At 67.5% G+C, this 25,239-nt stretch carries 23 protein-coding genes and 1 tRNA gene; 11 read left to right on the top strand and 13 right to left on the bottom strand.

Annotation, left to right across the window (positions count from 1 at the left end; all coding sequences use genetic code 11):
* The first annotated feature begins 182 nt into the window (after positions 1-182).
* The 6 genes from AC3A84_RS05425 to AC3A84_RS05400 all read left to right on the top strand — a co-directional run bounded on the left by AC3A84_RS05425 (position 183) and on the right by AC3A84_RS05400 (position 5,658).
* Entirely contained in the window at positions 183-1,271 is a 1,089-nt protein-coding gene (locus AC3A84_RS05425) for a tetratricopeptide repeat protein (protein WP_487968619.1), read from the top strand.
* A gap of 99 nt (positions 1,272-1,370) precedes the next feature.
* Positions 1,371-2,666, top strand: a complete 1,296-nt coding sequence (locus AC3A84_RS05420; RefSeq protein WP_487968618.1) for a L,D-transpeptidase family protein — start codon at positions 1,371-1,373, stop codon at positions 2,664-2,666.
* Positions 2,663-3,244, top strand: coding sequence for a peptidylprolyl isomerase (locus AC3A84_RS05415; protein ID WP_487968617.1), 582 nt, complete (start codon positions 2,663-2,665; stop codon positions 3,242-3,244). Before AC3A84_RS05420 ends, AC3A84_RS05415 begins: the two co-directional genes overlap by 4 nt.
* Positions 3,245-3,359: 115 nt before the next feature.
* Positions 3,360-3,866 carry a peptidylprolyl isomerase gene (locus AC3A84_RS05410; RefSeq protein ID WP_486159003.1) on the top strand — a complete coding sequence of 169 codons (507 nt, stop codon included), beginning with the start codon at positions 3,360-3,362 and terminating at the stop codon, positions 3,864-3,866.
* A gap of 123 nt (positions 3,867-3,989) precedes the next feature.
* A complete protein-coding gene (locus AC3A84_RS05405; RefSeq protein WP_487968616.1) occupies positions 3,990-4,790 on the top strand; it encodes a UDP-2,3-diacylglucosamine diphosphatase in 801 nt (266 codons plus the stop codon).
* Between the two features lie 4 nt (positions 4,791-4,794).
* Positions 4,795-5,658 carry a M90 family metallopeptidase gene (locus AC3A84_RS05400; protein WP_487968615.1) on the top strand — a complete coding sequence of 288 codons (864 nt, stop codon included), beginning with the start codon at positions 4,795-4,797 and terminating at the stop codon, positions 5,656-5,658.
* A gap of 101 nt (positions 5,659-5,759) precedes the next feature.
* On the opposite strand, the gene mdeB is transcribed toward AC3A84_RS05400, so the two are convergent.
* Complete coding sequence (gene mdeB / locus AC3A84_RS05395; RefSeq protein WP_487968614.1) at positions 5,760-8,450, bottom strand: alpha-ketoglutarate dehydrogenase; 2,691 nt, start codon at positions 8,448-8,450, stop codon at positions 5,760-5,762.
* 104 nt (positions 8,451-8,554) lie between these two features.
* On the opposite strand from mdeB, the gene AC3A84_RS05390 reads away from it, so the two are divergent.
* Entirely contained in the window at positions 8,555-9,022 is a 468-nt protein-coding gene (locus AC3A84_RS05390; protein ID WP_343593362.1) for an Lrp/AsnC family transcriptional regulator, read from the top strand.
* Between the two features lie 58 nt (positions 9,023-9,080).
* Here AC3A84_RS05390 and hmuQ read toward each other — a convergent pair whose 3' ends face one another.
* The 7 genes from hmuQ to AC3A84_RS05355 form a co-directional block, all read right to left on the bottom strand.
* Positions 9,081-9,389 carry a heme-degrading protein HmuQ gene (gene hmuQ, locus AC3A84_RS05385; protein ID WP_487968613.1) on the bottom strand — a complete coding sequence of 103 codons (309 nt, stop codon included), beginning with the start codon at positions 9,387-9,389 and terminating at the stop codon, positions 9,081-9,083.
* A 60-nt stretch (positions 9,390-9,449) separates the two neighbouring features.
* Positions 9,450-10,382 carry a DUF3014 domain-containing protein gene (locus AC3A84_RS05380; protein ID WP_487968612.1) on the bottom strand — a complete coding sequence of 311 codons (933 nt, stop codon included), beginning with the start codon at positions 10,380-10,382 and terminating at the stop codon, positions 9,450-9,452.
* A 137-nt stretch (positions 10,383-10,519) separates the two neighbouring features.
* On the bottom strand, positions 10,520-11,179 hold the full coding sequence (locus tag AC3A84_RS05375) for an alpha/beta hydrolase (RefSeq protein ID WP_487968611.1): 660 nt from the start codon (positions 11,177-11,179) through the stop codon (positions 10,520-10,522).
* A 65-nt stretch (positions 11,180-11,244) separates the two neighbouring features.
* A complete protein-coding gene (locus AC3A84_RS05370) occupies positions 11,245-12,129 on the bottom strand; it encodes a DODA-type extradiol aromatic ring-opening family dioxygenase (protein WP_487968610.1) in 885 nt (294 codons plus the stop codon).
* A gap of 162 nt (positions 12,130-12,291) precedes the next feature.
* Positions 12,292-12,687 (bottom strand): alternative ribosome rescue aminoacyl-tRNA hydrolase ArfB, encoded by a 396-nt coding sequence (gene arfB / locus AC3A84_RS05365; protein WP_486158985.1) that lies wholly within the window; start codon positions 12,685-12,687, stop codon positions 12,292-12,294.
* A 24-nt stretch (positions 12,688-12,711) separates the two neighbouring features.
* Positions 12,712-13,551: an alpha/beta fold hydrolase gene (locus AC3A84_RS05360; protein ID WP_487968629.1), complete on the bottom strand. Its 840-nt coding sequence runs from the start codon at positions 13,549-13,551 to the stop codon at positions 12,712-12,714.
* Positions 13,552-13,802: 251 nt separating this feature from the next.
* Complete coding sequence (locus tag AC3A84_RS05355; protein WP_487968609.1) at positions 13,803-14,198, bottom strand: hypothetical protein; 396 nt, start codon at positions 14,196-14,198, stop codon at positions 13,803-13,805.
* Between the two features lie 228 nt (positions 14,199-14,426).
* Here AC3A84_RS05355 and AC3A84_RS05350 point away from each other — a divergent pair, with 228 nt between their 5' ends.
* The 3 genes from AC3A84_RS05350 (at position 14,427) to AC3A84_RS05340 (ending at position 17,969) form a co-directional block, all read left to right on the top strand.
* Positions 14,427-16,235 (top strand): glutamine--tRNA ligase/YqeY domain fusion protein, encoded by a 1,809-nt coding sequence (locus AC3A84_RS05350; RefSeq protein WP_487968608.1) that lies wholly within the window; start codon positions 14,427-14,429, stop codon positions 16,233-16,235.
* Between the two features lie 39 nt (positions 16,236-16,274).
* On the top strand, positions 16,275-16,682 hold the full coding sequence (locus AC3A84_RS05345; RefSeq protein ID WP_487968607.1) for a phage holin family protein: 408 nt from the start codon (positions 16,275-16,277) through the stop codon (positions 16,680-16,682).
* 348 nt (positions 16,683-17,030) lie between these two features.
* Positions 17,031-17,969 carry an alpha/beta hydrolase gene (locus AC3A84_RS05340; RefSeq protein ID WP_487968606.1) on the top strand — a complete coding sequence of 313 codons (939 nt, stop codon included), beginning with the start codon at positions 17,031-17,033 and terminating at the stop codon, positions 17,967-17,969.
* 86 nt (positions 17,970-18,055) lie between these two features.
* On the opposite strand, the gene AC3A84_RS05335 is transcribed toward AC3A84_RS05340, so the two are convergent.
* From AC3A84_RS05335 to icd, 3 genes are all read right to left on the bottom strand, one after another.
* Positions 18,056-19,339 (bottom strand): phospholipase D-like domain-containing protein, encoded by a 1,284-nt coding sequence (locus AC3A84_RS05335; RefSeq protein WP_487968605.1) that lies wholly within the window; start codon positions 19,337-19,339, stop codon positions 18,056-18,058.
* A gap of 209 nt (positions 19,340-19,548) precedes the next feature.
* Positions 19,549-21,780 (bottom strand): NADP-dependent isocitrate dehydrogenase, encoded by a 2,232-nt coding sequence (locus AC3A84_RS05330; protein WP_487968604.1) that lies wholly within the window; start codon positions 21,778-21,780, stop codon positions 19,549-19,551.
* Between the two features lie 125 nt (positions 21,781-21,905).
* Positions 21,906-23,165 (bottom strand): NADP-dependent isocitrate dehydrogenase, encoded by a 1,260-nt coding sequence (gene icd / locus AC3A84_RS05325; RefSeq protein WP_487968628.1) that lies wholly within the window; start codon positions 23,163-23,165, stop codon positions 21,906-21,908.
* A 526-nt stretch (positions 23,166-23,691) separates the two neighbouring features.
* Between icd and AC3A84_RS05320 the strand changes: the two genes are divergently transcribed.
* Complete coding sequence (locus AC3A84_RS05320; RefSeq protein ID WP_487968603.1) at positions 23,692-24,186, top strand: DUF192 domain-containing protein; 495 nt, start codon at positions 23,692-23,694, stop codon at positions 24,184-24,186.
* A gap of 101 nt (positions 24,187-24,287) precedes the next feature.
* On the opposite strand, the gene AC3A84_RS05315 is transcribed toward AC3A84_RS05320, so the two are convergent.
* Both AC3A84_RS05315 and AC3A84_RS05310 read right to left on the bottom strand, forming a co-directional pair.
* Positions 24,288-24,363: transfer RNA gene (locus AC3A84_RS05315), tRNA-Lys, on the bottom strand.
* Between the two features lie 43 nt (positions 24,364-24,406).
* Positions 24,407-25,213: a tRNA threonylcarbamoyladenosine dehydratase gene (locus tag AC3A84_RS05310; protein ID WP_487968627.1), complete on the bottom strand. Its 807-nt coding sequence runs from the start codon at positions 25,211-25,213 to the stop codon at positions 24,407-24,409.
* Positions 25,214-25,239: the final 26 nt, after the last annotated feature.

The raw sequence follows: 25,239 nt of genomic DNA, 5'->3' as shown, positions 1-25,239 counted from the left end.
GGTAAAAAAGGCTCGCTCAGGGGCGTCCCTGGCACGGGGCTGCGGGGGCAGATGCGGCAACCCTGCACCCCCGGGGGATTGAGGCGGCAACAGCGCGCCAGCATCGCAAACCCCTCAGCTACAATCCGCCGCAGTATAAGCCTCGTTACGGCTCGACACCGATCTAACTCCTGCATCCGTCCATGAAGCCTGCCCTCCGCGTCCTCCCCCATTTCCTGCGCCTGATCGCGCTATCAGCCGCACTGGGGGCACCGCTGGCCCATGCAGATGACTATGCCGACATCACGCAGCTGCTGCGCACTGGCAAGGCCGCGGAGGCACTGACCAAGGCCGACCAGCGCCTGGCCGCGAACCCGCGCGATCCGCAGTTGCGCTTCCTGCGCGGCGTGGCACAGGCCGATTCGGGCAAGCCGTCCGACGCGGTGGCTACCTTCACCAAGCTCACGGAAGACTACCCCGAGCTGCCCGAGCCCTATAACAACCTCGCCGTGCTCTACGCCAGCCAGAACCAGCTGGACAAGGCCCGCACCGCGCTGGAAATGGCGATCCGCACCAACCCCAGCTACGCCACGGCCCATGAGAACCTGGGCGACATCTACGCCAAGCTGGCCAGCCAGGCCTACAACAAGGCCCTGCAGCTCGACGGCAGCAACGCCAATTCGGTCAAGCCCAAGCTTGCGCTGATCCGCGAACTGTTCTCCAACGCACCGAAGACGACCGTCGCCGCAGCGCGCACGCCGGCACCGGCACCTGCTGCCGCACCGGCGCCGGCACCGACGCCTGCTCCTGCTCCTGCTCCTGCTCCTGCGCCGACACCCAAGCCGGCCGCACCGGTGCCAGCCCCCACGCCGGCTCCGGCACCTGCTGCAGCGCCTGCGCCTGCGCCTGCGCCGGCACCCGCACCGGCTCCTGCCGCCGTTAATGCCAATGCTGCTGCCGAGAAGGAAGTCTCACACGCCGTGCATGCCTGGGCCACGGCCTGGGAAAATCAAAACATGGCGGGCTATCTGGATTCCTACGAAAAGTCCTACACGCCCGGCAAGCAAAGCCGTGCTGCCTGGGAGAAGGAACGGCGCGAGCGCATCGTCGGCCGCGCCAAGATCAATGTGGGCATCAACGATCTGCACGTGACCGTGAACGGCAACAAGGCCCAGGCCCGGTTCCGCCAGAGCTACAGCTCCGGCAGCTACAACGTCAACAGCCGCAAAACGCTCGAGCTGGTGAACAACGGTGGCCGCTGGGTCATCGTTAGTGAATCCACTGGCGGTTGACAGGGGTTGCTGCGGCTTCTAGGGCGGTTGCGCCCCTCTCCCCGTTTTTCCGTCTCGCAGCGCATGGCGCAAGCCTTGGGTCGCATCCCGAGCAGGTCCATGCCTGCGTGGGTCGCGCGCAGTCTGGCCTCCGGCCTGGCCGTATCTGCGCTGTGCGCCACGCCCAGCCTGCATGCGCAGGGCGACAAGCTGCGCCAGGTCGGCGCGCACCAACCTGCCAAGCGCGCCGCTGCGCCCAGCCCGACTGCCGCGGCGGCGCAGAAAGATGGCGAGGCTGAAAAGCGCCTGCTCGAAATCTACCGGCTGACCGGCGAAGGCCGCACGCGCGAGGCCCTGGCCAAGGCCGAGAGCCTTGTGCGCGACCATCCCAACTTCCAGCTGGCGCAGCTCGCGCTGGGCGACCTGCTGACTTCCCGGGTGCGCGGGCTCAAGCAGATGGGCGACGTGCCTCCTGCCACAGCGGCCGACGCCGTAGCGCAGCGCCCAGCGGGCGAGACGCTGGCCGAGCTGCGTGCCGAATCGCGCCAACGCACGGACGCGCTGCGCGTGCGCCCGCCAGCCGGCACCGTACCGAGCCAGTTCCTCGAGATCTCGGCGCGCACGCGCCACGCGATCGCCGTCGATGCGTCGCGCTCACGCCTGTATCTCTTCGAGAACACCGGCAAGGGCATGGAACTGATCGCCGACTATTACGCATCGGTGGGCAAGCTGGGCATCGAAAAGACGCTGGAAGGCGACCAGCGCACACCGCTGGGCGTGTACTACATCACCAGCCGTCTGGACCCGGCCAAGCTGACGGACTTCTACGGTTCCGGCGCGCTGCCCATCAACTACCCCAGCCCGCTCGATCTGAGCCGGGGCAAGACGGGTGGCGGCATCTGGCTGCACGGCACGCCACCGGAGCAGTTTTCCCGCGCCCCGCTGGCCACCGACGGATGCCTGGCCCTGGCCAACCCCGATCTGGAGCGCATCCTGCGCACGGTGGAGCCACGCACCACGCCGGTAGTCATCGCCCGCCAGCTGCAATGGGTCCAGCCGCAGAGCCTGCAGCCCGAGCGCCAGAAGTTCGAGGCCGTGCTCGATGCCTGGCGCACCGCCAAATCGCAGGGCGACATGCAGCGCCTGCTGTCGTTCTACGCGCCCAATTTCGAGAGCTACGGCAAGATGCCGCTGGCCACCTGGAGCCGCAGCCTGGAAGCCGAGTCGCGCGCGCTGCGCGGTCGGGAACTTCAACTCAAGGACAAGTCTTACCTGCGCTGGACGGATTCGGCCGACACGATGGTCGTGACCTTCGGTGAGGTGCCTGTGGGCGCCCGCACCGGCCCCGTCAAACGCCAATACTGGATGCGCAAGGGCAACCAGTGGCAGATCTTCTTCGAAGGAGTGATCGGATGATTTCCAGACGAAATACCGCTCTGGCGCTTGCAGGCATTGCGCTGTCAGCTACGTTTTCCATAGCATCAGCCGGAAATGCCCAGATGGCTCCCAAGGTCCGGCTGGCCACCTCGGTGGGTGACATTGTCGTTCAGCTGGACCCAGCCAAGGCGCCCAAGACCGTGGAGAACTTCCTCACCTACGTGAAGGAAAAGCACTACGACGGCACCGTCTTCCACCGCGTGATCGACGGCTTCATGATCCAGGGCGGCGGCTTCACGCCCGAGATGCAGCAAAAGCCCACCCGCGCGCCGATTGCACTGGAAGCGAACAACGGCCTGAAGAACGAGCCCTACACCATCGCCATGGCCCGCACGAGCAACCCCGATTCGGCCACTGCGCAGTTCTTCATCAACGTCAAGGACAACGCCATGCTCAACGCCAACGGCGAAGGCAACGGTTACGCCGTCTTCGGCAAGGTGATCTCGGGCACCGACGTGGTGGACAAGATCAAGGCCGTGGCCACCGGCAGCCGGGGCATGTACCAGAATGTGCCTACCACGCCGGTCGTGATCCGCTCGGCCACCATCGTCAAGTAACCGGCCCGCGCCATCGCCCCCCGCGTGACGCGGCGGACGACCCGGACGGTGCGGCCTTCTTTCCCCTTTTTGTCAACGGGCCCCAGCGGCCCCCTGCTTCACAGAGGAACCTCCCATGAGCAACCCCCAAGTCGAACTGCACATCGCCGGCCACGGCGTCATCACGCTGGAACTCGACGCCGAGAAGGCGCCCAAGTCCACCGAGAACTTCCTGGCCTACGTGAAGAAGGGCCACTACGACAACACCATCTTCCACCGCGTGATCCCCGGCTTCATGATCCAGGGCGGCGGCTTCGAGCCCGGCATGAACCAGAAGGGCACCGACGCCCCCATCCAGAACGAAGCCCAGAACGGCCTGAAGAACGCCAACTACACCGTGGCCATGGCCCGCACCAGCGACCCGCACTCGGCCACTGCCCAGTTCTTCATCAACGTGGCCGACAACGGCTTCCTGAACCACACCGCCCCTTCGGCCCAGGGCTGGGGCTACGCCGTGTTCGGCAAGGTGGTCAAGGGCACCGAGATCGTCGATGCCATCAAGGGCGTGAAGACCGGCCGCAAGGGCTTCCATGACGACGTGCCCAAGGACGACGTCATCATCGAAAAGGCCGTGGCACTCTGACGCCCCTGAGTCGCTTCGCGCCACCCCTCGCTGGGGCATGACGCTGGCAGGCCGGCAAACCCGGCTCTGCGGCGTCTGCCGGCGTGGCATGGCGTGAATGCACTCCTCCCCGCTCCCTTCGCCATGAACCCACCCGTGCCAGACGCCCGCGAGCTCATCGCGCCCTCCGGCTGGCGCATGGTTGATTTCGTCTCGGACCTGCACCTGGATGCGGCCCACCCGGCCACGGTGCGGGCCTTCGCCGATTACCTCGCCGCCACGCCGGCCGACGCCGTCTTCCTGCTGGGCGACGTCTTCGAGGTCTGGGTGGGCGACGACGCCATCGACGAGCCCGGCAGCTTCGAAGGCGCCTGCTGCGAACTGCTGCAGCGCGCCGCCCGGCGCACCTCCCTCTTCTTCCTGCACGGCAACCGCGACTTCCTCGTGGGCCAGGGCTTCGCCCGGCGCTGCGGCATCACGCTGCTGGACGACCCCACCGTGCTCGGCTTTCTGGGCCAGCGCTGGCTGCTCTCGCACGGTGATGCGCTGTGCCTGGATGATGTGGAATATCAGCGCTTTCGCGCCGTGGCCCGCAACCCGCAGTGGCAGGCCCAGTTGCTCGCCCGCCCGCTGGCCGAGCGCCGCGCGCAGGGCCGCAGCGCCCGCGCCGAAAGCGAATCGCGCAAGCAGTCAGGCACCGGCTTCTATGCCGATGTGGACGCCGTCGCCGCCCAGGCCTGGCTGCAGGCCGCCGACGCGCCCGCACTGATCCACGGCCACACCCATCTGCCTGCCGACCATGTGCTGCGCGCCGCGGGCGACGGCCGCCCCGCCCTCACCCGCCACGTGCTGACCGACTGGGACCTGGATGCCCAGCCCCCGCGCGCCGGCCTGCTGCGGCTCTCGGCCCAGGGCCTGGAACGCGTGGACCTCATCCCCAGCTAAGGGCATGCCTGCCCCTTTGCGACACCTCTTTCGCCGCCTCGGCAACCGCCTGCGCGCCACGCTGGCGCCGGTGCCTGACATCGATGCGCCGCTCTGGCTGCAGACGCTGTCGCACTATCGCTTTCTCGCCGCCCTGCCCGCGCAGGACCAGGCCAAGCTGCGCGCGCTGAGCGCCCTCTTTCTGCAGCGCAAGGAATTCACCGGCGCTCACGGCCTGCAGGTGACCGATGCCATGGCGGTGGCGATCGCCGCGCAGGCCTGCCTGCCGCTGCTGCACTGGGGCGAGCCGGCCCGTGCGCTGGACTGCTACGACGATTTCGTGGGCATCGTCATCCATCCCGGCGAGGCCGTGGCCCGCCGCCAGGCGGTGGACGAGGCCGGCGTGGTGCACGACTACGACGAGGTGCTGCTGGGCGAGGCCATGCAGCGCGGCCCGGTCATGCTCAGCTGGCCCGCGGTGGACCAGGCCGGCCGCTCGCTGGCGCATGCCGCCGAAGGCCACCAGGGCAGCGGCACCAGCGTCGTGATCCATGAATTCGCCCACAAGCTCGACATGCAGGACGGCGCGGCCGATGGTTCCCCACCCCTGCCCGCCGGCTTCATGGGCGCGGCCGACAGCCGCGCGGCACGTGCGCTGTGGCACGACGCCTGGGCAGTGGCCTATGAAGCCTTCCGCGAGAAGGTCATCATCGCCGAGCGCTTCGGCGGCGCCGTGCCCTGGCTGGACGCCTACGGTGCCACCGCGCCGGCCGAATTCTTCGCCGTGGCCTGCGAGGCCTACTTTGTGAGCCGCGATCGCTTCGCGCAGGAATTTCCCACGCTCATGCCGCTGCTGGATGCGTTCTTCCGGCCGGCCGAAGCGGCCTGATTTGCTACACCAACGATAGCAAAAAGCGCAGATTCATCAAGCGCTGCAGGCCGATTCCACCTTGAAATAGCCAGCCCCGCACCTGCGTGGCAGCCAACCGCTCAGGGCGCCCGCAGCGCATGCCGCGCCGCCTGCGCGATGTGGGCGGCATCCACGCCGAAATGGCTGCGCAGCGCGGCACGCGTGTCGCTGCGGCCGAAGCCGTCGGTGCCCAGCGTGAGATAGCGGCGGCCGGCGGGCACGAAGGCGCGCACGCTCTCGGGCACGGCGCGCACGTAGTCGCTCGCGGCGATCACCGGGCCGGCGGTGCCTGCCAGCACCTGGGCGATCCAGGGGATGCCCGCATCGGCCTCGCCGGCCAGGGCGCGGGCTTCGCAGGCGATGCCTTCGCGGGCCAGCTCGCTCCAGCTGGTCACGCTGACCACAGTGGCCTGGATGCCCTCGGCCGCGAGCAGCGCCGCCGCCTTGACCACCTCGGTCAGGATGGCGCCCGAGCCCAGCAGCGTGATTTGGCTTTGAGGCGCAACCGTGCCTGTCCCCGCATCGGGAAAGGACTTGCCGCCATCGAAGACATAGCATCCGCGCAGCACGCCCTGGGCTGCGCCCGCCGGCAGGTCGGGCTGGGCGTAGTTCTCGTTCATAAGCGTGACGTAATAGAACACGTCGCGCTGCTCCACCAGCATCTCGCGCATGCCGGCATCGATGATGAGGGCCAGCTCGCCCGCATGGGCCGGGTCGTAGGCCTTGCAGTTGGGGATAGTCGCGGCCACCAGGTGGCTGGAGCCGTCCTGGTGCTGCAGCCCCTCGCCGCCCAGCGTGGTGCGGCCCGAGGTCGCGCCCAGCAGAAAGCCCCGCGCACGCTGGTCGGCAGCGGCCCAGATGGCATCGCCCACGCGCTGGAAGCCGAACATGGAGTAGTAGATGTAGAAGGGCAGCATGGCCAGGCCATGCACGCTGTAGCTGGTGGCGGCGGCCGTCCAGCTGGCGATGGCGCCCGCCTCGCTGATGCCTTCCTCCAGGATCTGGCCATCGAGCGCCTCGCGGTAGCTCAGCACCGAGCCGATGTCTTCGGGCGCATAGCGCTGGCCCAGGCTGCTGTAGATGCCCACCTGCTTGAAGAGGCTCGCCATGCCGAAGGTGCGCGCCTCGTCGGCAACGATGGGCACGATGCGCGGGCCCAGCTGCGCGTCTTTCAGCAGTGCGCCCAGCATGCGCACGAAGGCCATGGTGGTGCTCATCTCCTTGCCCTGGGCCTGCAGCGCGAACTGGACGTATTGCTCCACCGGCGGCACGGGCACCACGCCGCAGGCGGTCTCGCGGCGCGGCAGGGCGCCACCCAGGGCCGAGCGGCGCTCGCGCAGGTAGCGCATCTCGGGGCTGTCCTCGGCCGGGCGGTAGAAGGCCAGGCCCGTGGCCTGCGCGTCGCTCAAAGGCAGGTTGAAGCGGTTGCGGAATTCCAGCAGGTCGGTCTCATCCAGCTTCTTCTGGCTGTGCGTGGTCATCTTGCCCTGCCCGGCCGTGCCCATGCCGTAGCCCTTCTTGGTGTGGGCCAGGATCACCGTGGGCTGGCCGCGGTGGGCGGCGGCTGCGGCATAGGCGGCGTGGATCTTCACCAGGTCGTGGCCGCCGCGCTTCAGGCGGTCGATCTGCTCGTCGGTCAGGCCCTGCGCCAGCGCCGCCATTTCCGGCGACTGGCCGAAGAAATGGTCGCGGTTGTAGCGCCCATCCTTGGCGGCGAAGGTCTGCATCTGCCCATCCACGGTGCCGCCCAGGGTGCGGGCGAGGGTGCCGGTCAGATCGCGGGCGAAGAGCCCATCCCAGTCGCTGCCCCAGAGCAGCTTGACCACGTTCCAGCCCGCGCCGGCGAAGAGCCGCTCCAGCTCATCGACGATGCGGCCGTTGCCGCGCACCGGGCCGTCGAGCCGCTGCAGGTTGCAGTTGACCACCCAGACCAAGTTGTCCAGCCCCTCGCGCGCGGCGAGCGTGAGCGCGCTCATGCTCTCGGGTTCGTCCATCTCGCCGTCGCCGAACACGCCCCACACCTTCCGCCCCTGGCAATCGAGCAGGTTGCGGTGCGTGAGGTAGCGCATGAAGCGCGCGTGGTAGATGCTGCTGATCGGCCCGATGCCCATGGAGCCCGTGGGGAACTGCCAGAAGTCCGGCATCAGCCAGGGGTGCGGGTAGCTGGAAAGGCCCTGCGCGCCCGCTGCGGGCGCGGCGATCTCCTGGCGGTAATGCTGCAGGTCGTGCTCGGTGAGCCGCCCTTCGAGGTACGCCCGCGCATAGACGCCCGGCGCGCTGTGCGGCTGGAAGAACACCAGATCGCCACGGTGCTGGCCGGGGCCCGTGCCTTCGCGGGCGCGGAAGAAATGGTTGAAGCCGGCCTCGAACAGGTCGGCCGCACTGGCGTAGCTGGCGATGTGGCCGCCCAGCTCGCTCGATCCGCCCGTCTCCGCCTGGTTGGCGCGCACCACCATCGCCAGGGCGTTCCAGCGCATGAGGGAAGCCAGCCGTTCCTCGATGGCCAGATCGCCCGGGAACACGGGCTGCGACTCCACCGCCACCGTGTTGACGTAGGGCGTGTTCAGCGTGGGCTGCCAGCCCGTTCGCTGCTGGCGCGCCAGGGCCGCCAGCTCGTCCAGCACGAAGCGCGCGCGCTCGGGGCCCTGCGTGGCCACCAGGGCCAGGAAGGCCTCGCGCCATTCGGCGGTTTCCTGCGGATCGGCGTCGGGAGCGCCGGTCTGGGTGGCGGCATCGGGGGCCAGGGCGTGGAGGGGCAGTGGGACGTTCATGCAGGTCACTCTATCGGCCGCAGCGCAGCATGGGCGGCCGTTATGCATGATGGGAAACCCGAAACTGCAGCATGTCGTGCCGCACATTGCCTAAACTGCAGCATATGAAGCTCGACACCATGGATCTCCGCATTCTGGCGGCGCTGCAGGCCGACGGATCGCTCTCCAACGTGGAACTGGCGCGGCGCGTGCATCTCTCGCCCTCGCCGTGTCTGGCCCGCGTCAAGGCGCTGGAGGCCGCAGGCGTCATCGCACGCTACGTGGCGCTGGCCAACGCCGCTGCGCTGGGCCTGGGGCTGAATGTGTTCATCAGCATCAGCCTGAAATCGCAGGCCAAGGAGGCGCTGGCGCAGTTCGAGCGCCGCATCGCCGAGCACGACGAGGTGATGGAGTGCTACCTGATGAGCGGCGATTCCGACTACCTGATCCGCGTGGCGGTGGCCGACATCGGCGCGCTGGAGCGCTTCATCCTGGAGCAGCTCACGCCCATTCCGGGCATCGAGAAAATCCGCTCCAGCTTCGCGCTCAAGCAGGTGCGCTACAAGACCGCCCTGCCCTTGCCCGCGCACTGACGGCCACCACCACGGCGCTTCGCCCGGCAGGGCATCCCGCCCAAGCCTTGCCGGCGCACTACAGCACCGCGTCCAGCAGCTCCAGCTGCGGCGGGCCGAGGTAGAGATCGCGCTTCTGCCCGGCCCCGGCGTGCGCGGCGCGGAAGGCTTCCGAACGCGTCCAGTCCTCGAAATGCGCACGCGACGCCCAGACGGTGTGGGATGCGAACCGCGTGTGCTCCGCCGTGGTCTCGCCGCGCAGCAGGTGGAACGACTGGAAGCCCGGCACCTGCGCCAGGTGGCTGTCGCGCTGACGCCAGATCTCGACGAACTCGTCCTCGCGGCCCGGGACGATACGGAAGCGGTTCATGGCGATGAAAAGGGACATGGCTGTGGCCTGGTGAACGAACGAACAATCGGCAGGAAATGGAGGAAGGCCGTCGGCCGGTCAGCGAGCGGCGCTGGCGGCCGATGCAGCGGCCCGGGGCGGCACGGCCCCCGCCGCCAGCCGGTGCCGCAGGTCGGCCAGCACGGCCTTCAGGCGCCGGGCGTTGTCCGGCCCCATGCGCACCAGCGCCTTCTGCCCGCTGGAAAGCGCCTGCAGTTGCGGATCGGCGAACTCATACCGCACCCAGGGCCGCGTGGACGGCACCTCGCCCTGCACATGCGTCAGCTTCACCTGCAGAGGGCCCTTCGGCTCGGGCGTGGCGATGAGCTGATCCAGCACGGCGATCAGGCGGTCGTTGAAGTACTTGCCCGGGTAGCCCAGCTCTTCATAGGCGGTCTGGAACAGCGGGTAGAGCTGCGCGTAGAGCTTGACCACGCCCTCGCGCGGCAGGGCCTCGGCAAAGCTCACGAAGGCGCCGTAGCGCGCCGCGTTGGCAGGCGCGATGGTCTGCGTGGCGGCATCGTCGAGCCCTTCGACCTGGAAGCGCCCGGGCGTGGGCTGCACCGGCCAGAGGCGCGACGCGGCTGTAGGCCGGCCCAGGTTGTCCACCGTGGCGACCACGCGGCGCACGAAGCCGTCGAGCTGCAGGAACGAGGCCACCTTCTGCGCGCCGAGCAGCTCGTTCAGCGACTTGGCGACGTAGGCGTCGGAATCGGCCAGCGCGGGCAGCGAAGGCGCCGGCGCGGCCAGCGCATCCACCGGGTTCTGCGGGCCGGAGGCGACCTCTGCCGGGGCGTAGGCTGGCGCCGATGCCGGCGCGGCAGGCGCGGGCGTGGTGGCGACCGGCGGCGCCACGGGCGCATGGGCCGGGCGCCACCAGAACCACCAGCCGGCACCGGCTGCGATGGCCACGGCCAGCACGGCGGGCAGCAGGCCGGAGGCGGCGGAACGCTGAGTCGGCGGGCGATAGGGATCGGGCTCTCGTTCAGGCATGGCGTTCTCCTTGGTTGCTGGGTCCGACTCCCAGCGGGAGCGGTCGTTCCCCTCGCAGCTTCGAAACTCTCATTTCGATAGCACCCCGCGCAGATAGATCAACGGTCAGCAGCCGAAAGAGCCTCAAAGAAAAAGGGTCAGCCCGCCGCCAGCGCCTGCAGCCAGGCCATGGCATCGCGCACCTCGTCGGGGCGCAGCTCGTGCAGGCTCTGGTATTCGCGGTAGGTCAGGGACAGCGGCAGCGCGGCGGCATGGTCGCGGATGGCGTGGGCACTGGCGAGAGGAATCACGTTGTCCCGCACGCCATGACTCACCCACAGCTGCCTGCCTGCCAGCGCCGGGGCCGGCGCGGCGTGCGGCAGGGCCTGGGGCAGCAGGCGGCTGTGCAGCACCTGGGCGCCGTGCACCAGTGCGGGCCGGGTCAGCAGCAACGTGAGCGCCATGATGCCCCCCTGGCTGAAGCCACCCACGATCACGCGCTCGGGCGGCACACCCAGCTGGCGGGCGGCGGATTCCACTGTCTGCGCCACCAGCACGCGGCTCGCGGCCTCCTGCGGCTCGTTGATGGTGCGGCGGCCATCGGGCTCGACGGCGAACTCGAACCACGCATGGGCGCTGGGCCCCATGCGGTAGGGCGCGCGCAGGCTGAGCACATGGAAGGCCGGCGGCACGAAGCCCGCCAGCCCGAAGAGGTCTTGCTCGTTGCTGCCCACGCCGTGCATCAGCACCAGCAGCCAGGGCTGGGCCGTGTCGTTGGCGGGCGGGCGGTGCAGGAAGGAAAGGGGCAGATCCAGCATGAAAGAAGGAAGGTCGGAAGAGAAGAAGAAGGATGGGAGACAGGCCCCAAGGCCCGCCTCCCGCGTCAATGCGCCGCCGGGGGCTCCAGCACGAAGCTGTCCATGGCCAGGATGCCGTAGCTCACTTCGCGGCTGAGGTAACGGGGCGTGCGGTCGTCGCCTGCCGCGCCCAGCGCGAAGAAGAACGGCAGAAAGTGCTCTTCACTGGGGTGGGCCCGGCGGGCGTGCGGGGCCTGGGCCCGGTAGTCCAGCAGCGCGGGGATGTCGCCGCGTTCCAGCGTGGATTCGATCCAGCGGCTGAATTCGACCACGTACGGCGCGGCCTCGCGGGCGCCGCCGAAGAATTCAGACAGGTTGTGGGTCATGCTGCCCGAACCCACCAGCAGCACGCCATCGCCCCGCAGGCGGCTCAGGGCCGCGCCCATGGCCAGCACCTCGGCCGGGCCGGCGGTGGCGGGCAGCGCCACCTGCACGACGGGCAGGCCCGCATCGGCGAAGAGATGCATCAATGGCACCCAGGCGCCATGGTCGAAGGGGCGCGCGGCATCGCCTTCGGCGGGCAGGCCGGCGTGCTGCAGCAGCTGCAGCACCTCGGCCGCCAGCGCCGGGTTGCCCGGCGCGGGGTACTGCAGGCTGTAGAGCACCTGCGGAAAGCCGCCGAAGTCGTGCCAGGTGGCCGGCTGCGCGCCGGCCATCACCAGCGGCTTGCTGGCCATCCAGTGGGGCGACATGATGACCACGCCGCGCAGCGCCGGAAAGCGCGCCCGCAGCTCGGCCCCCCACTGCGCCAGGGCCGGGCCGGTGGTGCCGGGCTCGACGGCGAACATGGGCGAGCCGTGCGAGACGAAGAGCGCCGGCACGCGGCCGGCGGCAGTGCCCGCGTAAGCGTAAGCGGAAGCGGATGCGGTGGCAGAAGGCAAAGAAGCGGTATGAGCGGTGGGAAGGGTCATGGTGGCGAAGTCCTCTATTCCCCATGTTAGGAGTCTTGACCGCCAATCCAACCCCAGGAATTTGGACACATCGTTGCAAAAGCGTGAGCAATCCAAGCGGAAGCAACCGCCCCGCGCAACGCGATCAACCTCCCAGCCTTCAAGCGATAGCCCTGCCCTGGCTCAGTCACGCACCTTGCCGCGCAGGGCCTTGACGCTGGAGCGCTGGGTCTTGGACTCGAGCCGCCGCTGGCGCGAGGCATAGGTGGGCTTGGTGGCGCGGCGCACACGTGGCGCCTGGGCCACGCTGTCCACCACCTCCTGCAGGCGGCGCAGCGCGTCGAGCCGGTTGGCCTCCTGCGTGCGGAACTGCTGGGCCTTGAGCACGAACACGCCCTCCTGCGTCAGCCGGCTGTCGCGCAGGGCCAGCAGGCGCTCCTTGACGGCATCGGGCAGCGACGAGGCGGGGACGTCGAAGCGCAGATGCACCGCGCTGGAGACCTTGTTGACGTTCTGCCCGCCTGCGCCCTGGGCGCGCACAGCGGACCATTCCACCTCGCGTTCGTCGATCCGGGGCATGGCGGGTGTTCCGTTCACGGCATCTCAGGCGCGCGCGCCGGCCTGCAGCGCAGACAGCAGGGCCGCCTCGAAGGCTCGGGGCTGCTCGAACTGGACCCAGTGGCCGGCATCGGGAATCAGCGCGAAGCCGCGAAAGTCCGGCACGGCGGCCCCATAGGCGGCTTCCAGCGCGGTGATCCAGCTTTTGTAGAGCGCATCGCGCTCGCCGTAGATGGCATGCACCGGGCAGGCCACGCGCGGCAGGGAGCGCGCCAGGATGTCGGTGTGCGCCAGCCGGCGGCGCGGCATGCGGTCGCGCTGCACGTTGGCGGTGTGCAGGTCCAGAGCCAGGCCATCGATCAAGGCCGTGTCGTGCAGCATCAGCGCGGCCAGGTTGTACCGATGCACGTCCGGCTGCGCCTCGGGCGGCAGATGGCGCCAGGCTTTGAGCTCGAACTGCCGCGACGGCACCACGCCCATGGCGGGCGCACCCACCAGCACCAGCTGGCGCGCGAGCTCCGGGTGCGCAGCCAGCAGCAGCCCCGCCGTCATGCCACCGAAGGAAAAGCCCACCAGATCGATGGCCTGGGGGCCGAAGAGCGCACGCATTCCTTCGGCCAGCGGAGCGACGATGGCATCGGCGTCGGAGCCTCCGGGCGGCACGGCCGAATCGCCGAAGCCCGGCAGATCGGGAAGCCACACGTGCCGACCTGCAGCCACCAGGCCCTCGATATTGCGCACCCAATGGGTCCAGCTGCCGCTGCCACCGTGCAGCAGCACCAGCGGCGGCAGGCCGGGTTGGGAACGGCCCCAGGCATGCCAGACCAGCTCGCCAGCCCCGCAGGGCGTGGTGTGGCGTTCGGCGCTCGCCTGCAGCCGGGCCATCTCGGGATGGTGCACCGCCAGCGTCACCGCCCGCCCCTGGCGTGTGAGGCGCTCTATTCGCACGGCAAATGGAGGGGTGGTCCGCAGGGGACGAAGACGGTGGTCATGGGAGTCCAGCAGGAAAAAAAGCCGCCGCGCCTGGGTTGGTGCGGCGGCCTGATGCCGGAATTATGGAGCGCGCGACGGATGCGCTCATGCAAAAGCGGCCCGCGGGGGCCGCGCTGCCTGCGTCAAGCGGCTGCCGCTCCGGCTCAGCGCCAGTCGCGCCCATGCGGGCCATGGTGGCCGCGGCGATAGTTTTCGCGGTAGTAGTAGCCGCCGTAGGCCGGGGGGCCCACCACCACGGGAGCCGGCGCGTAGTACACCGGGCGTGGTGGGCGGTAATAGACGGGCGGAGGGGGAGGCCCGTACACCACGGGAGGCGGCGGGTCGTAATAAACGGGGCGCGGTGCCGGCACGTAATAGGCCGGCGGCGGCGGGGAATAGTAGGTGGGGCCACCGCCCAGCACCACGCCGGGCAGACCAATACCGATGCCCACCGACCAGTTCGCGCCATGGGCCTGGGCTGCACCACCTGCCGTCAGCAACACCAGGGCCACGCCAGCCGAGGCGGCCAGTGCGGAGAGGGAGCGGCGTTGTCGAATCATGGAAATCTCCTTGTATGGGGCAGAGCCTGCTCAACCGGTTGCTGGACCTGGATGTGCCTCTGCGGAAAACCTGGAACATCTCCATAACGCGCCAGGTGCCTGAAAGGATGGCACAAAGCCCTCTTCATGTTGTTTCCGGACGTAGCCACGCTTGTTTCAACGCGTACACCGCAGCGGGAACACGGGCTGGGACGGCGAGCGCACATGCCCGCCGCCTAGAATGCGAGGATGAGTTCCCCCGCCTCCCCAGATACCGCCAAAGACGCCGTCAAGCCCAGCAACTTCCTGCGGCAAATCATCGAAAACGACCTGGCCCAGGGCACGCATGCCCAGGCCCGCTGGGGCGGCAGCCCCGGCGATGCGGCTCACCATGCCGCCGGCGAGCCCGACCCGGCCAAGATCCGCACCCGCTTTCCGCCCGAACCCAACGGCTACCTGCACGTGGGCCATGCCAAGAGCATCTGCCTGAACTTCGGGCTGGCGCGTGATTACGGCGGTGTCTGCCACCTGCGCTTCGACGACACCAACCCCGAGAAGGAAGACCAGGAGTACGTGGACGCCATCATCGATGCCGTGCACTGGCTGGGCTTCGACTGGAAAGCGGCGGACGGCAACGCCGAGCACATCTACTACGCCAGCAACTATTTCGACTTCATGTACCGCGCCGCCGAGTACCTGATCGAGAACGGCCACGCCTACGTCGATGAGCAGACGCCCGACGAGATGCGCGCCAACCGGGGCGATTTCAGCAAGCCCGGCGTGGACAGCCCCTTCCGCAGCCGCACGCCGGCCGAGAACCTGGCGCGCTTCCGCGAGATGAAGGCCGGCCAGCTGCCTGACGGCGCCGCCGTTCTGCGCGCGAAGATCGACATGGCCTCGCCCAACATCAACCTGCGCGATCCGGCCATCTACCGCATCAAGCATGCCGAGCACCACAACACCGGCAACCAGTGGTGCATCTACCCGATGTACACCTTCGCGCACCCCATCGAGGATGCGCTGGAGCACATCACCCACAGCATCTGCACGCTCGAATTCGAAGACCAGCGTCCGTTCTACGACTGGCTGCTGGACCGCCTGCGCGAGGGCGGCCTGATCGCCGCGCCCCAGCCGCGCCAGTACGAATTCGCCCGCCTGAACCTCACCTACGTGGTCACCAGCAAGCGCAAGCTCAAGCACCTGGTGGACAGCGGCATCGTCACCGGCTGGGACGACCCCCGCATGCCCACCATCGTGGGCCTGCGCCGGCGCGGCTATACGCCCGAGGCGATCCGCCTGTTCTGCGAGCGCATCGGCGTGACCAAGGACTATTCCTGGATCGACTACAGCACGCTCGAAGGCGCGCTGCGCGAAGACCTGGAGAACAAGGCCCACCGCGGCATGGCCGTGCTGGACCCGGTCAAACTCGTGCTGACCAACTGGGACGAGGTCTTCGCCCCCGGCCACCTCGAAGCCTGCAGCCTGCCCGCCCTGCCCCACCCGCCCGAAGGCACCGAGGCGCCGGTCCGCCGCTTCAGCCTGGGCAAGGAAGTCTGGATCGAGCGCGAGGACTTCGAGGAAACCCCGCCCAAGGGCTACAAGCGTCTCTTCCCCGGCAACAAGGTGCGCCTGAAGGGCGGCTATGTCATCGAATGCACCGGCTGCGAGAAAGACGCCGAAGGTCGCATCACGCAGGTGCTGGCCACCGTCGTGCCCGACACCAAGAGCGGCACGCCCGGCGCCGACAGCGTCAAGGTCAAGGCCGCCATCACCTGGGTGGGCGTGGCCGACGGCGTGCCGGCCGAGGTGCGCCTCTACGACCGGCTGTTCACCGATGCGCAGCCCGACGCCGGCGGCAAGGACTTCCTGACCCTGCTCAACCCGAACAGCCTCAAGGTCGTCGCCGGCTACGTGGAGCCATCGCTGGCCCAGGCGCAACCCGATGGCAAGTTCCAGTTCGAGCGCTTCGGCTACTTCGTTGCCGACCGGAATGACCACACGCCCGCCAAGCCGGTCTTCAACCGGGTGACCGGTCTGAAGGATAGCTGGGGCAAGTAAGCCCAAGCGGCATCAACCACCCCAGCCCACCCTCTCGCCATGCTCGCCGATCTCACCCCCTTCCTGCTCCACTGGGCCATCACCGCGTTCGCGCTGTGGGTGGCCAGCCACGTCTTCAAGGGGCTGCGCTTCGACAGCACCGGCGCACTGGTGGTCGCGGCACTCCTGCTGGGCCTGGCCAATGCCGTGGTGCGCCCGCTGCTGGTGGTGCTGACGCTGCCGCTCACGCTGCTGACCTTCGGGCTGTTCCTGCTGGTCATCAACGCGCTGGTGCTGATGCTGGTGGGCAAGCTGGTCAGCGGCTTTCACATCGACGGCTTCTGGACGGCCTTCTGGGCCAGCATCTTCATGGCGCTGCTGAGCCTGGTGCTGGGCAGCTTCGTGCTGGGCGGCTCGCCGCAATTCACCGTCCAGCCCGTGCCGGCGACCGGGTCGCCCTGGCTCTGATCCGGCGCCACATGCGGCTCTTGCCGCTTGGTCAGCGCCCCCGCCCCCGCTGAATCCACTGGCGGCACCCGCAGCGGGCCGCCCGCCAATGACGCCGGGGGGTGCGGTGCGGCGCCCACTCCAATCGCGGTGCGTCTTCGCTATGCCACGGCGCCGCGCCTGCACGGAGCCCCTCCGATTCCTGCGGCCGCCGCAAGTTCAGACCGTACGGAACGAGCGCGTGCCCCGCCGAATCGCGGCATCCGCTCCGACGCGCGGGCCCGTGCATCGCGGCGACACTGCCGGTCGCAGATATCCACTCCCGCCCCCGCAGCCACCCTTGAGGCAAGGCACTGACCGGAGACCTTCTTGTTGACCTCACCCCGACGAACTTCCTGGAAGCGCTCTGCGCTCTATCTTGCCGGCACGCTCGCCCTCGCGGCCTTCCTTGGCGGTTGCAGTGCCGTCGGCGCGCTGAACGCACTCAGCCCCTCGGACGGGAGCACGCTGCAATCCGGAGTGGCCTATGGCAGCTTGCCCAGACAGCAGCTGGACGTGTACCGCCCCGCATCGACCGCGCCCGCGCAGGGCTGGCCGGTAGTGGTGTTTTTCTACGGAGGTTCCTGGACGAGCGGCGATCGCGGCGACTACCGCTTTGTGGGCCAGGCCCTGGCGTCGCGCGGCGTTCTCACGCTGGTGGCCGACTACCGGCTCTACCCCGAGGTGCGCTACCCCGACTTCCTGGTCGATAGCGCCCAGGCGGCAGCCTGGGGCCTTGAAAACGCCGGCCGGCTCGGGGGCGACCCACGGCGCGTCTTCGTGATGGGCCACAGCGCGGGCGGCTACAACGCGGCCATGGTGGCGCTGGACGGGCGCTGGCTGAAGCCCACCGGCCATCAGCCCCGCGAGCTGGCCGGCTGGATCGGCCTGGCCGGGCCTTACGACTTCCTGCCCACCGACAACCCCGACGCGCAGGCCGTCTTCTACCACCCGAACTACCCGCCTCACACCCAGCCCATCGACTTCGCGAATGCCCGGGCTCCCCGCACCTTCCTGGGCGCAGCCACCGAGGACAAGCTGGTCAGCCCCGAACGCAGCACCCGCCAGATGGCAGGCAAGCTGGAAGCGGCCGGCGTTCCGGTCACGCTGAAGCTGTATTCCCGCGCCAGCCACACCACTCTGGTCGGCGCCTTCGCCTGGCCGCTGCACTGGATCGCCCCGGTGCTGGAGGATGTGGTGGCGTTCATCCATACCGCACCGCAGGTATCTCAGGCAACGCCAGCCTCACGACCTGGCGCTACGAAATAAATAGCAATAAGCGAAGATGGATAGCGGGCTGCGAGGCTAATTCATCCTCAACCTTGCGGCGAGCGAGCTTCGGGCAGAGCCGCATCTCAAAGCTGCGACTCCAGTAGCCCCGCAACCTGCTCGCCCAGCTTTTCCGTCCAGGGCCGGTCGAGCCACTCCTGGTGCGTCACCCGGTGCGACCGGGCGATGTCCTGCTCGAACACCACGGTCTGGCGCTGCGCGAAGGCCTCGTCATAGACGTTCAGGTTCGCCTCGTCATTCAGCCGGAACGAGCGGTTGTCGAAATTCGTCGATCCCACCGACACCATGCGCTGGTCCACGATCATCACCTTGCAGTGGTACATGGTGGGCCCGTAGGCGTAGATCTCCGCGCCTGCGGCGAGCAGCGGCCCCCAGGTGCCGCGCGAGGCAGCCTTCACCGTATCGGTGTCGGTATGTTCGCCCGGCGTGACGATGCGCAGGCGAACCCCCCGCTCCAGTGCATCGGCCAGCAGCCGGCGGGTCAGTTCGTCCGGCACGAAATAGGCGGCCGACAGGTCGATGCTGCGGTCCGCCGCCGCGATCGCCATGTGGTACATGAGCTGCATGCTCTCGCTGCCGCTCGAAGGGGAGCTGGAGAACATCTGCGCCCGGTGGGACCCCACCGGCGCCAGGGCGGGAAAGTAGTCGTCGCCGTGCAGCACGCGGCCCGTCACCTTGAGCCAGTTGTCGAGGAAGGTGGCCTGCATGTGCGCCACGGCGGGCCCGCGCACCTGGTAGTGCGTGTCGCGCCAGTGCTCCGGATCCTGGGCATGGCCGGTCCATTGCGGCGCGATGCCGACGCCGCCCGTGAACCCCACTTTGCCATCCACGACCAGCAGCTTGCGGTGCGTGCGGTTGTTCAGGCGGGCGAGGTTATACCAGTGCGGCTTGTGGAACTTCTCGATCTGCACGCCCGCACGCTGCATCTCGTCCAGGTAGCTTTCGTCCATCTTTGCGCTGCCCACCCAGTCGAGGAGCACATGCACCTTCACGCCGGCGCGGGCGCGCTCGCTCAGCGCATCGGCGAACTGCTGGCCGACGGCGCCTGACCAGTAGATGTAGGTTTCGAAGGTGATGGTGCGCTGCGCCGCACGGATGGCGGCCAGCATCGCAGGGAAGATCTGGTCGCCGTTCTGCAGGTCGGTCACCTCGTTGCCGCCCAGGACGCCCGGCCCGAGCAGGTTGCCCATGGCCCGGTCGAACTGCGGGCTGGAAGTGCCGTAGAGGCGCGGCAGCTGCTGCTGCACCTTCTTCTCGCCGGCGGTGAAGTTCAGCGCCAGCAGGCCCAGGGCCGCAGTCACGACGAAGGTGAGGATCACGGTCCCCAGAGTGCGGCCAATTTTCAGCATGGCGGCGATTCTCCAGGGTGCGCCCACAGGCCCGGTGTAGGCTGAAAGCGGCAACGCTGCCGGCGCGTGCAGAGCCTGCCCGGGGCCATCGCATGCATCGCGCCCAAGAAAAAACCCGCCGAAGCGGGTTTTCTACACTGAGAACAGGGGGTGCGGCACTGGTGCCGGGCGAGCCCGGCACGCCTGCGCCCCGGCCGTCAGCCGACGGCTCAAGCGGCAGCGAGGATGTCGTTCAGCGTCTTGCTAGGACGCATGACGGCTTCCAGCTTGGCGGGGTCGGCCTGGTAGTAGCCGCCGATGTCCACCGGCTTGCCCTGCACCGCCGCCAGTTCGCTCACGATGGCCTGCTCGTTGTCCGCCAGAGCCTTGGCGACGGGAGCGAAGCGCGCCTGCAGCGCCTTGTCGTCCGTCTGGGCAGCCAGCTCCTGCGCCCAATAGAGGGCCAGATAGAACTGGCTGCCGCGGTTATCCAGCTGGCCCGTCTTGGGGCTCGGGTTCTTGTTGTTGTCCAGCAGTTTGCCGGTGGCGGCGTCCAGCGTCTTGGCCAGGATCTTGGCCTGCGCGTTGTTTTCCTTGAGGCCCAGATCTTCCAGGCTCACGGCCAGCGCCAGGAATTCGCCCAGCGAGTCCCAGCGCAGATGGTTTTCTTCCACCAACTGCTGCACGTGCTTCGGAGCCGAGCCGCCGGCACCGGTTTCGTACATGCCGCCGCCGGCCATCAGCGGGACGATGGACAGCATCTTGGCGCTGGTGCCCAGTTCCATGATGGGGAACAGGTCGGTCAGGTAGTCGCGCAGGATGTTGCCGGTCACCGAGATGGTGTCGAGGCCGCGGATCACGCGCTCCAGCGTGTAGCGCATGGCGCGCACCTGGCTCATGATCTGGATGTCCAGACCCGTCGTGTCGTGGTCCTTGAGGTACTTCTTGACCTTCTTGATGACTTCGTTCTCGTGCGGGCGGTACGGGTCCAGCCAGAACACGGCCGGCATGCCGGAATTGCGCGCGCGGGTGACGGCGAGCTTGACCCAGTCCTGGATGGCGGCGTCCTTGACCTGGCACATGCGCCAGATGTCGCCGGCTTCCACGGCCTGGCTCAGCAGCACTTCGCCGGTCGCCAGGTCCACGATGTTGGCCGTGCCGCCTTCGGGCACTTCGAAGGTCTTGTCGTGCGAGCCGTATTCCTCGGCCTGCTGGGCCATCAGGCCCACGTTGGGCACCGTCCCCATGGTCTTGGGATCGAATGCGCCATGCCACTTGCAGAAGTTGATCATCTCCTGGTAGATGCGGGCGAAGGTGGACTCGGGCATCACGGCCTTCACGTCCTTCAGGCGGCCATCGGCGCCCCACATCTTGCCGCCGTTGCGGATCATGGCGGGCATGGAGGCATCCACGATCACGTCGTTGGGCGAGTGGAAGTTGGTGATGCCCTTGGCGGAATCGACCATGGCCAGCTCGGGGCGGTGCTCATGGCAGGCGTGCAGGTCACGCTTGATCTCGTCCTGCTTGCTTTGCGGCAGCGTGGCGATCTTGTCGTAGAGATTGACCATGCCGTTGTTGACGTTCACGCCCAGCTCTTCGAACAGCTTGGCGTGTTTCTCGAACGCGTCCTTGTAGAAGATGCGCACGCAGTGGCCAAACACGATGGGGTGCGAGACCTTCATCATCGTGGCCTTGACGTGCAGCGAGAACATCACGCCCGTCTTGTGCGCGTCCTCGATCTCTTTTTCGTAGAAGGCCAGCAGGGCCTTCTTGCTCATGAACATGCTGTCGATGATCTCGCCATCCTTGAGCGCGACCTTGGGCTTGAGCACGATGGTCTTGCCGCTGTCGGTCACCAACTCCATCTTCACGTCACGTGCCTTGTCCAGGGTGATGGACTTTTCGCCGTGATAGAAGTCGCCGTGGTGCATGTGCGAGACGTGCGAGCGCGACGCCTGGCTCCACTCGGCCATGGAGTGCGGGTTCTTGCGGGCGTATTCCTTGACGGCCTTGGGGGCGCGGCGGTCGGAGTTGCCTTCGCGCAGCACCGGGTTCACGGAACTGCCGATGCACTTGGCATAGCGCGCGCGGATGGCCTTTTCCTCGTCGGTCTTGGGATCTTCCGGGAAGTCGGGGATCGCATAGCCCTTGCCCTGCAGTTCCTTGATGCAGGCCATCAGCTGGGACACGGATGCGCTGATGTTGGGCAGCTTGATGATGTTGGCATCGGGCTCCAGCGTCTTCTTGCCCAGTTCGGCCAGGGTGTTGGGCACCTTCTGGTCATCCTTCAGGTAGTCAGGGAACTCGCCCAGCACGCGGGCGGCCACCGAGATGTCGCTTTCCACCACATCGATGCCGGCAGGCGCGGTGAACGTGCGCACGATCGGCAGGAACGACGCCGTCGCCAGGCGCGGCGCTTCGTCCGTCAGGGTATAGATGATGGTGGGTTTCTCGCTACTCATGAAATCTCCTCAATGGGGCGCCAAGGCCCCGATGCACTGGAAAAAAGAAAGCGCTGCAGCAGGCACTGGCGGTCGCTGCAGGCCGGCGGCAAGGAGCCGGCGATCGGAATGCGCCGGCAGTGTTCTCACATGTTCTCGATCATCACGCGGCCGAAGCCGGAGCAGCTGACCTGGGTCGCGCCCTCCATCATGCGGGCGAAGTCGTAGGTCACGCGCTTGCTCTGGATGGCCTTCTTCATCGCGCTGATGATGAGGTCGGCCGCCTCGGACCAGCCCAGGTGACGCAGCATCATCTCGGCCGAGAGGATCTCGGAGCCCGGGTTGACGTAGTCCTTGCCAGCGTACTTCGGGCCCGTGCCATGGGTGGCCTCGAACATCGCCACCGAATCGGAGAGGTTGGCGCCCGGTGCGATGCCCATGCCGCCCACCTGCGCGGCCAGCGCGTCGCTGATGTAGTCGCCGTTGAGGTTAAGCGTGGCGATCACGCTGTACTCGGCCGGGCGCAGCAGGATCTGCTGCAGGAAGGCATCGGCGATGCTGTCCTTGACCGTAATTTCCTTGCCAGTCTTGGGATTCTTCAGCTTCATCCACGGGCCGCCGTCGATGAGCTCCGCGCCGAATTCCTTGTGCGCCAGGGCGTACCCCCAGTCACGGAAGCTGCCTTCCGTGAACTTCATGATGTTGCCCTTGTGCACGAGCGTGACGCTGGGCTTGTCGTGGTCGATGGCGTACTGGATGGCCTTGCGGACCAGCCGCTCAGTGCCCTCGCGCGACACCGGCTTGACCCCGATGCCGGAGGTTTCCGGAAACCGGATCTTCTGGATGCCGATCTCGTTGCGCAGGAAGTCGATGAGGCGCCTCGCCTTGTCCGAGCCGGCTTCGAATTCGATACCCGCATAGATGTCTTCGGAGTTCTCGCGGAAGATCACCATGTCGGTCTTGTGCGGGTCCTTCAACGGCGAAGGCACGCCCTCGAAATACTGGATGGGCCGCAGACATACATAGAGGTCGAGCTGCTGGCGCAGCGCCACGTTCAGCGACCGGATGCCGCCGCCGACGGGCGTGGTGAGCGGACCCTTGATCGACACCAGATACTCGCGCACAGCCTCGACGGTCTCTTCCGGCAGCCAGACATCTGGACCATAGACCCGGGTGGCCTTCTCGCCGGCGAACACCTCCATCCAGCGGATGCGGCGCTGGCCCCCATAGGCCTTTTCCACCGCAGCGTCCACCACCTTCAACATGACCGGGGTGATATCGACCCCTGTGCCATCCCCCTCGATGAAGGGGATGATGGGCTGGGCCGGCACATTCAACGACATGTCGGCGTTGGCGGTGATCTTCTGGCCCTCGGCAGGCACCTGAATGTGCTGGTAGCTGGTCATGTAGGGGGTATCTCCGGTGAATTCGTTCAAGGCGTTCTCTGCGCACCGACGAGCTGTCTGCAACCTTTCGATTCTAGCGATAAAGACATTGCGTACTTTGTCAACGAGGGAGGCCAGAAATCCGTTAAAACATGGCCTCGCGGACTTCCCCGCGAGCCTCGTCCTCTAGGAATTGGCATATATGAAAAAACTCCTCGCTGTCCTGATCTCCGCTGGCCTGTACACCGCCGGTGCATTCGCCCAAACCCCGGCTCCAGCCGCTCCCGTGCAGGCTGCACCTGCAGCTCAAATGGCTGACACTCCCGCGCCCAAGGCAGCCAAGGCTCACAGCCACAAGGCTTCCAAGAAGGTGGCTTCCAAGAAGCACAAGAAGCACAAGGCTGCGGCCTGATGCAAGCATGCCCAGCCCCCCGGGGCTTGGCCGAGCAGCCCGCCCCGTGCGGGCTTTTTCTTTTGTCCGCCGTTGTCCCGGCTCGTCCGGCAAGCGCCCAAAGCGACTCCAGGTAGCGACACACCACTCCCCGCCATGACACACAGATTTCTCTCCCGCCTTCCCGTCCGCCGCATGGTCCAGGCCATGGTGATCGCAGCAACGCTGCTGACGGCGTATGGACCGGCGCAGGCGCAACCGCAGGAGCCTCAGCTGCAACTGCAGCGCGTGGACATCACCGCCGGCATCCACCGGATCGACGCACAGGTCGCCGTGACGCCCGAGCAACGGGAGATCGGCCTGATGTTCCGCAAGGACATGCCCGCCCAGGAAGGCATGCTTTTCGTTTTCGAGCGGCCCGCAACGCAGTGCTTCTGGATGAAGAACACTCTGCTACCGCTGACGGCTGCATTCGTCGCCGATGACGGCACCATCGTCAACCTCGCGGACATGAAACCGCAGACACTCGATTCGCACTGCTCCTCCAAGCCCGTGCGCTACGTTCTGGAAATGAACCAGGGATGGTTTGCCCACAAAGGCATCAAATCCGGGTTCAAACTCTCAGGCACACCCTTCCGCAAAGCGCCCTGACTTCAGCGCGCTGCTGCAGCAGGCACACAAACGTGCGGACAAGAAAAAAGCCCGCAGTCTTGGGGACTGCGGGCTTTTCTGAGCGCCAATGAAGGCAATTCTGGTGGGACGTGCGGGGGTCGAACCCACGACAAACGGATTAAAAGTCCGCTGCTCTACCAACTGAGCTAACGTCCCATTACTGCAGCAATCAGCTTTTCTACTGCAGCAAAGCCTTGAATTATAGCCCGATTTTTTGCGGCTTGGCGAGAGCCATCGTATCGAGCACCCAACCAGCCGCACATTGCCCGAACGTCGCGGTCACGGACACCACGGAACCATAGCCATGGCAGTTCAGGCTGCCATCGCCCGCGGCCTCCAGCTGACAAGACGCGTGCGGCGGCGCCACCGGCTCCCGGCTGAACACGCAGGCCACGCCGATGGTCTTGCCTTCGCGGCGGGCGCCGTGTTCCTTGCGCAAGCGGTAGCGCAACTGAGCCAGCAGCGGGTCATGGGTGGTCTTGGAAAGATCGTCGATATCCACCCGGTGCGCGAGCCGCTTGCCCCCGGCTGCCCCCACAGTGATAAAGGCCGTGGAACGCTTGGCCCGCATCGCCCAAGCCGCCAGAACGACTTTCGCTTTCACGTCATCACAGGCGTCGATCACCGCATCGCACCCGGCGGGCAGGAGATCGGGCCAATTGGTCGCCGTGACGAAGTCGTCGATGCCATCGACGACACAACCGGGATGGATGAGTGCGATGCGCTCCTTCATGGCCTCGACCTTGGCTTGCCCCAGCGTCGGCGTGGTCGCGTGGATCTGGCGATTGACGTTGGATTCGGCGATGTGGTCCATATCCACCAACGTCAAACGGGCGACGCCGCTGCGGGCCAGCGCTTCGGCAGCCCACGAGCCCACGCCGCCGATACCGATCACCGCGACATGCGCGGCACGGATGCGGGCGGCGCCCTCCACACCGTAGAGGCGGGCCAGGCCGCCGAAGCGGCGTTCGGCGTCGGCCTGCGCTTCGTGGTCAGCCAGCGCCAGCGCCTGCGCGTCGGCACTGCCGTATG

The sequence above is a fragment of the Paracidovorax sp. genome (assembly GCF_057642795.1).
Note: the sequence above shows the minus strand (reverse complement) of the source record. Positions and strands in the feature narration are given on the sequence as shown.

Bases quoted from the DNA above. Each gene is read 5' to 3' on its own strand.
- AC3A84_RS05425 (WP_487968619.1), top strand. From the start codon at position 183: ATGAAGCCTGCCCTCCGCGTCCTCCCCCATTTCCTGCGCCTGATCGCG.
- AC3A84_RS05420 (WP_487968618.1), top strand. From the start codon at position 1,371: ATGCCTGCGTGGGTCGCGCGCAGTCTGGCCTCCGGCCTGGCCGTATCT.
- AC3A84_RS05415 (WP_487968617.1), top strand. From the start codon at position 2,663: ATGATTTCCAGACGAAATACCGCTCTGGCGCTTGCAGGCATTGCGCTG.
- AC3A84_RS05410 (WP_486159003.1), top strand. From the start codon at position 3,360: ATGAGCAACCCCCAAGTCGAACTGCACATCGCCGGCCACGGCGTCATC.
- AC3A84_RS05405 (WP_487968616.1), top strand. From the start codon at position 3,990: ATGAACCCACCCGTGCCAGACGCCCGCGAGCTCATCGCGCCCTCCGGC.
- AC3A84_RS05400 (WP_487968615.1), top strand. From the start codon at position 4,795: ATGCCTGCCCCTTTGCGACACCTCTTTCGCCGCCTCGGCAACCGCCTG.
- mdeB (WP_487968614.1), bottom strand. From the start codon at position 8,450: ATGAACGTCCCACTGCCCCTCCACGCCCTGGCCCCCGATGCCGCCACC.
- AC3A84_RS05390 (WP_343593362.1), top strand. From the start codon at position 8,555: ATGAAGCTCGACACCATGGATCTCCGCATTCTGGCGGCGCTGCAGGCC.
- hmuQ (WP_487968613.1), bottom strand. From the start codon at position 9,389: ATGTCCCTTTTCATCGCCATGAACCGCTTCCGTATCGTCCCGGGCCGC.
- AC3A84_RS05380 (WP_487968612.1), bottom strand. From the start codon at position 10,382: ATGCCTGAACGAGAGCCCGATCCCTATCGCCCGCCGACTCAGCGTTCC.
- AC3A84_RS05375 (WP_487968611.1), bottom strand. From the start codon at position 11,179: ATGCTGGATCTGCCCCTTTCCTTCCTGCACCGCCCGCCCGCCAACGAC.
- AC3A84_RS05370 (WP_487968610.1), bottom strand. From the start codon at position 12,129: ATGACCCTTCCCACCGCTCATACCGCTTCTTTGCCTTCTGCCACCGCA.
- arfB (WP_486158985.1), bottom strand. From the start codon at position 12,687: ATGCCCCGGATCGACGAACGCGAGGTGGAATGGTCCGCTGTGCGCGCC.
- AC3A84_RS05360 (WP_487968629.1), bottom strand. From the start codon at position 13,551: ATGGCCCGGCTGCAGGCGAGCGCCGAACGCCACACCACGCCCTGCGGG.
- AC3A84_RS05355 (WP_487968609.1), bottom strand. From the start codon at position 14,198: ATGATTCGACAACGCCGCTCCCTCTCCGCACTGGCCGCCTCGGCTGGC.
- AC3A84_RS05350 (WP_487968608.1), top strand. From the start codon at position 14,427: ATGAGTTCCCCCGCCTCCCCAGATACCGCCAAAGACGCCGTCAAGCCC.
- AC3A84_RS05345 (WP_487968607.1), top strand. From the start codon at position 16,275: ATGCTCGCCGATCTCACCCCCTTCCTGCTCCACTGGGCCATCACCGCG.
- AC3A84_RS05335 (WP_487968605.1), bottom strand. From the start codon at position 19,339: ATGCTGAAAATTGGCCGCACTCTGGGGACCGTGATCCTCACCTTCGTC.
- AC3A84_RS05330 (WP_487968604.1), bottom strand. From the start codon at position 21,780: ATGAGTAGCGAGAAACCCACCATCATCTATACCCTGACGGACGAAGCG.
- icd (WP_487968628.1), bottom strand. From the start codon at position 23,165: ATGACCAGCTACCAGCACATTCAGGTGCCTGCCGAGGGCCAGAAGATC.
- AC3A84_RS05320 (WP_487968603.1), top strand. From the start codon at position 23,692: ATGACACACAGATTTCTCTCCCGCCTTCCCGTCCGCCGCATGGTCCAG.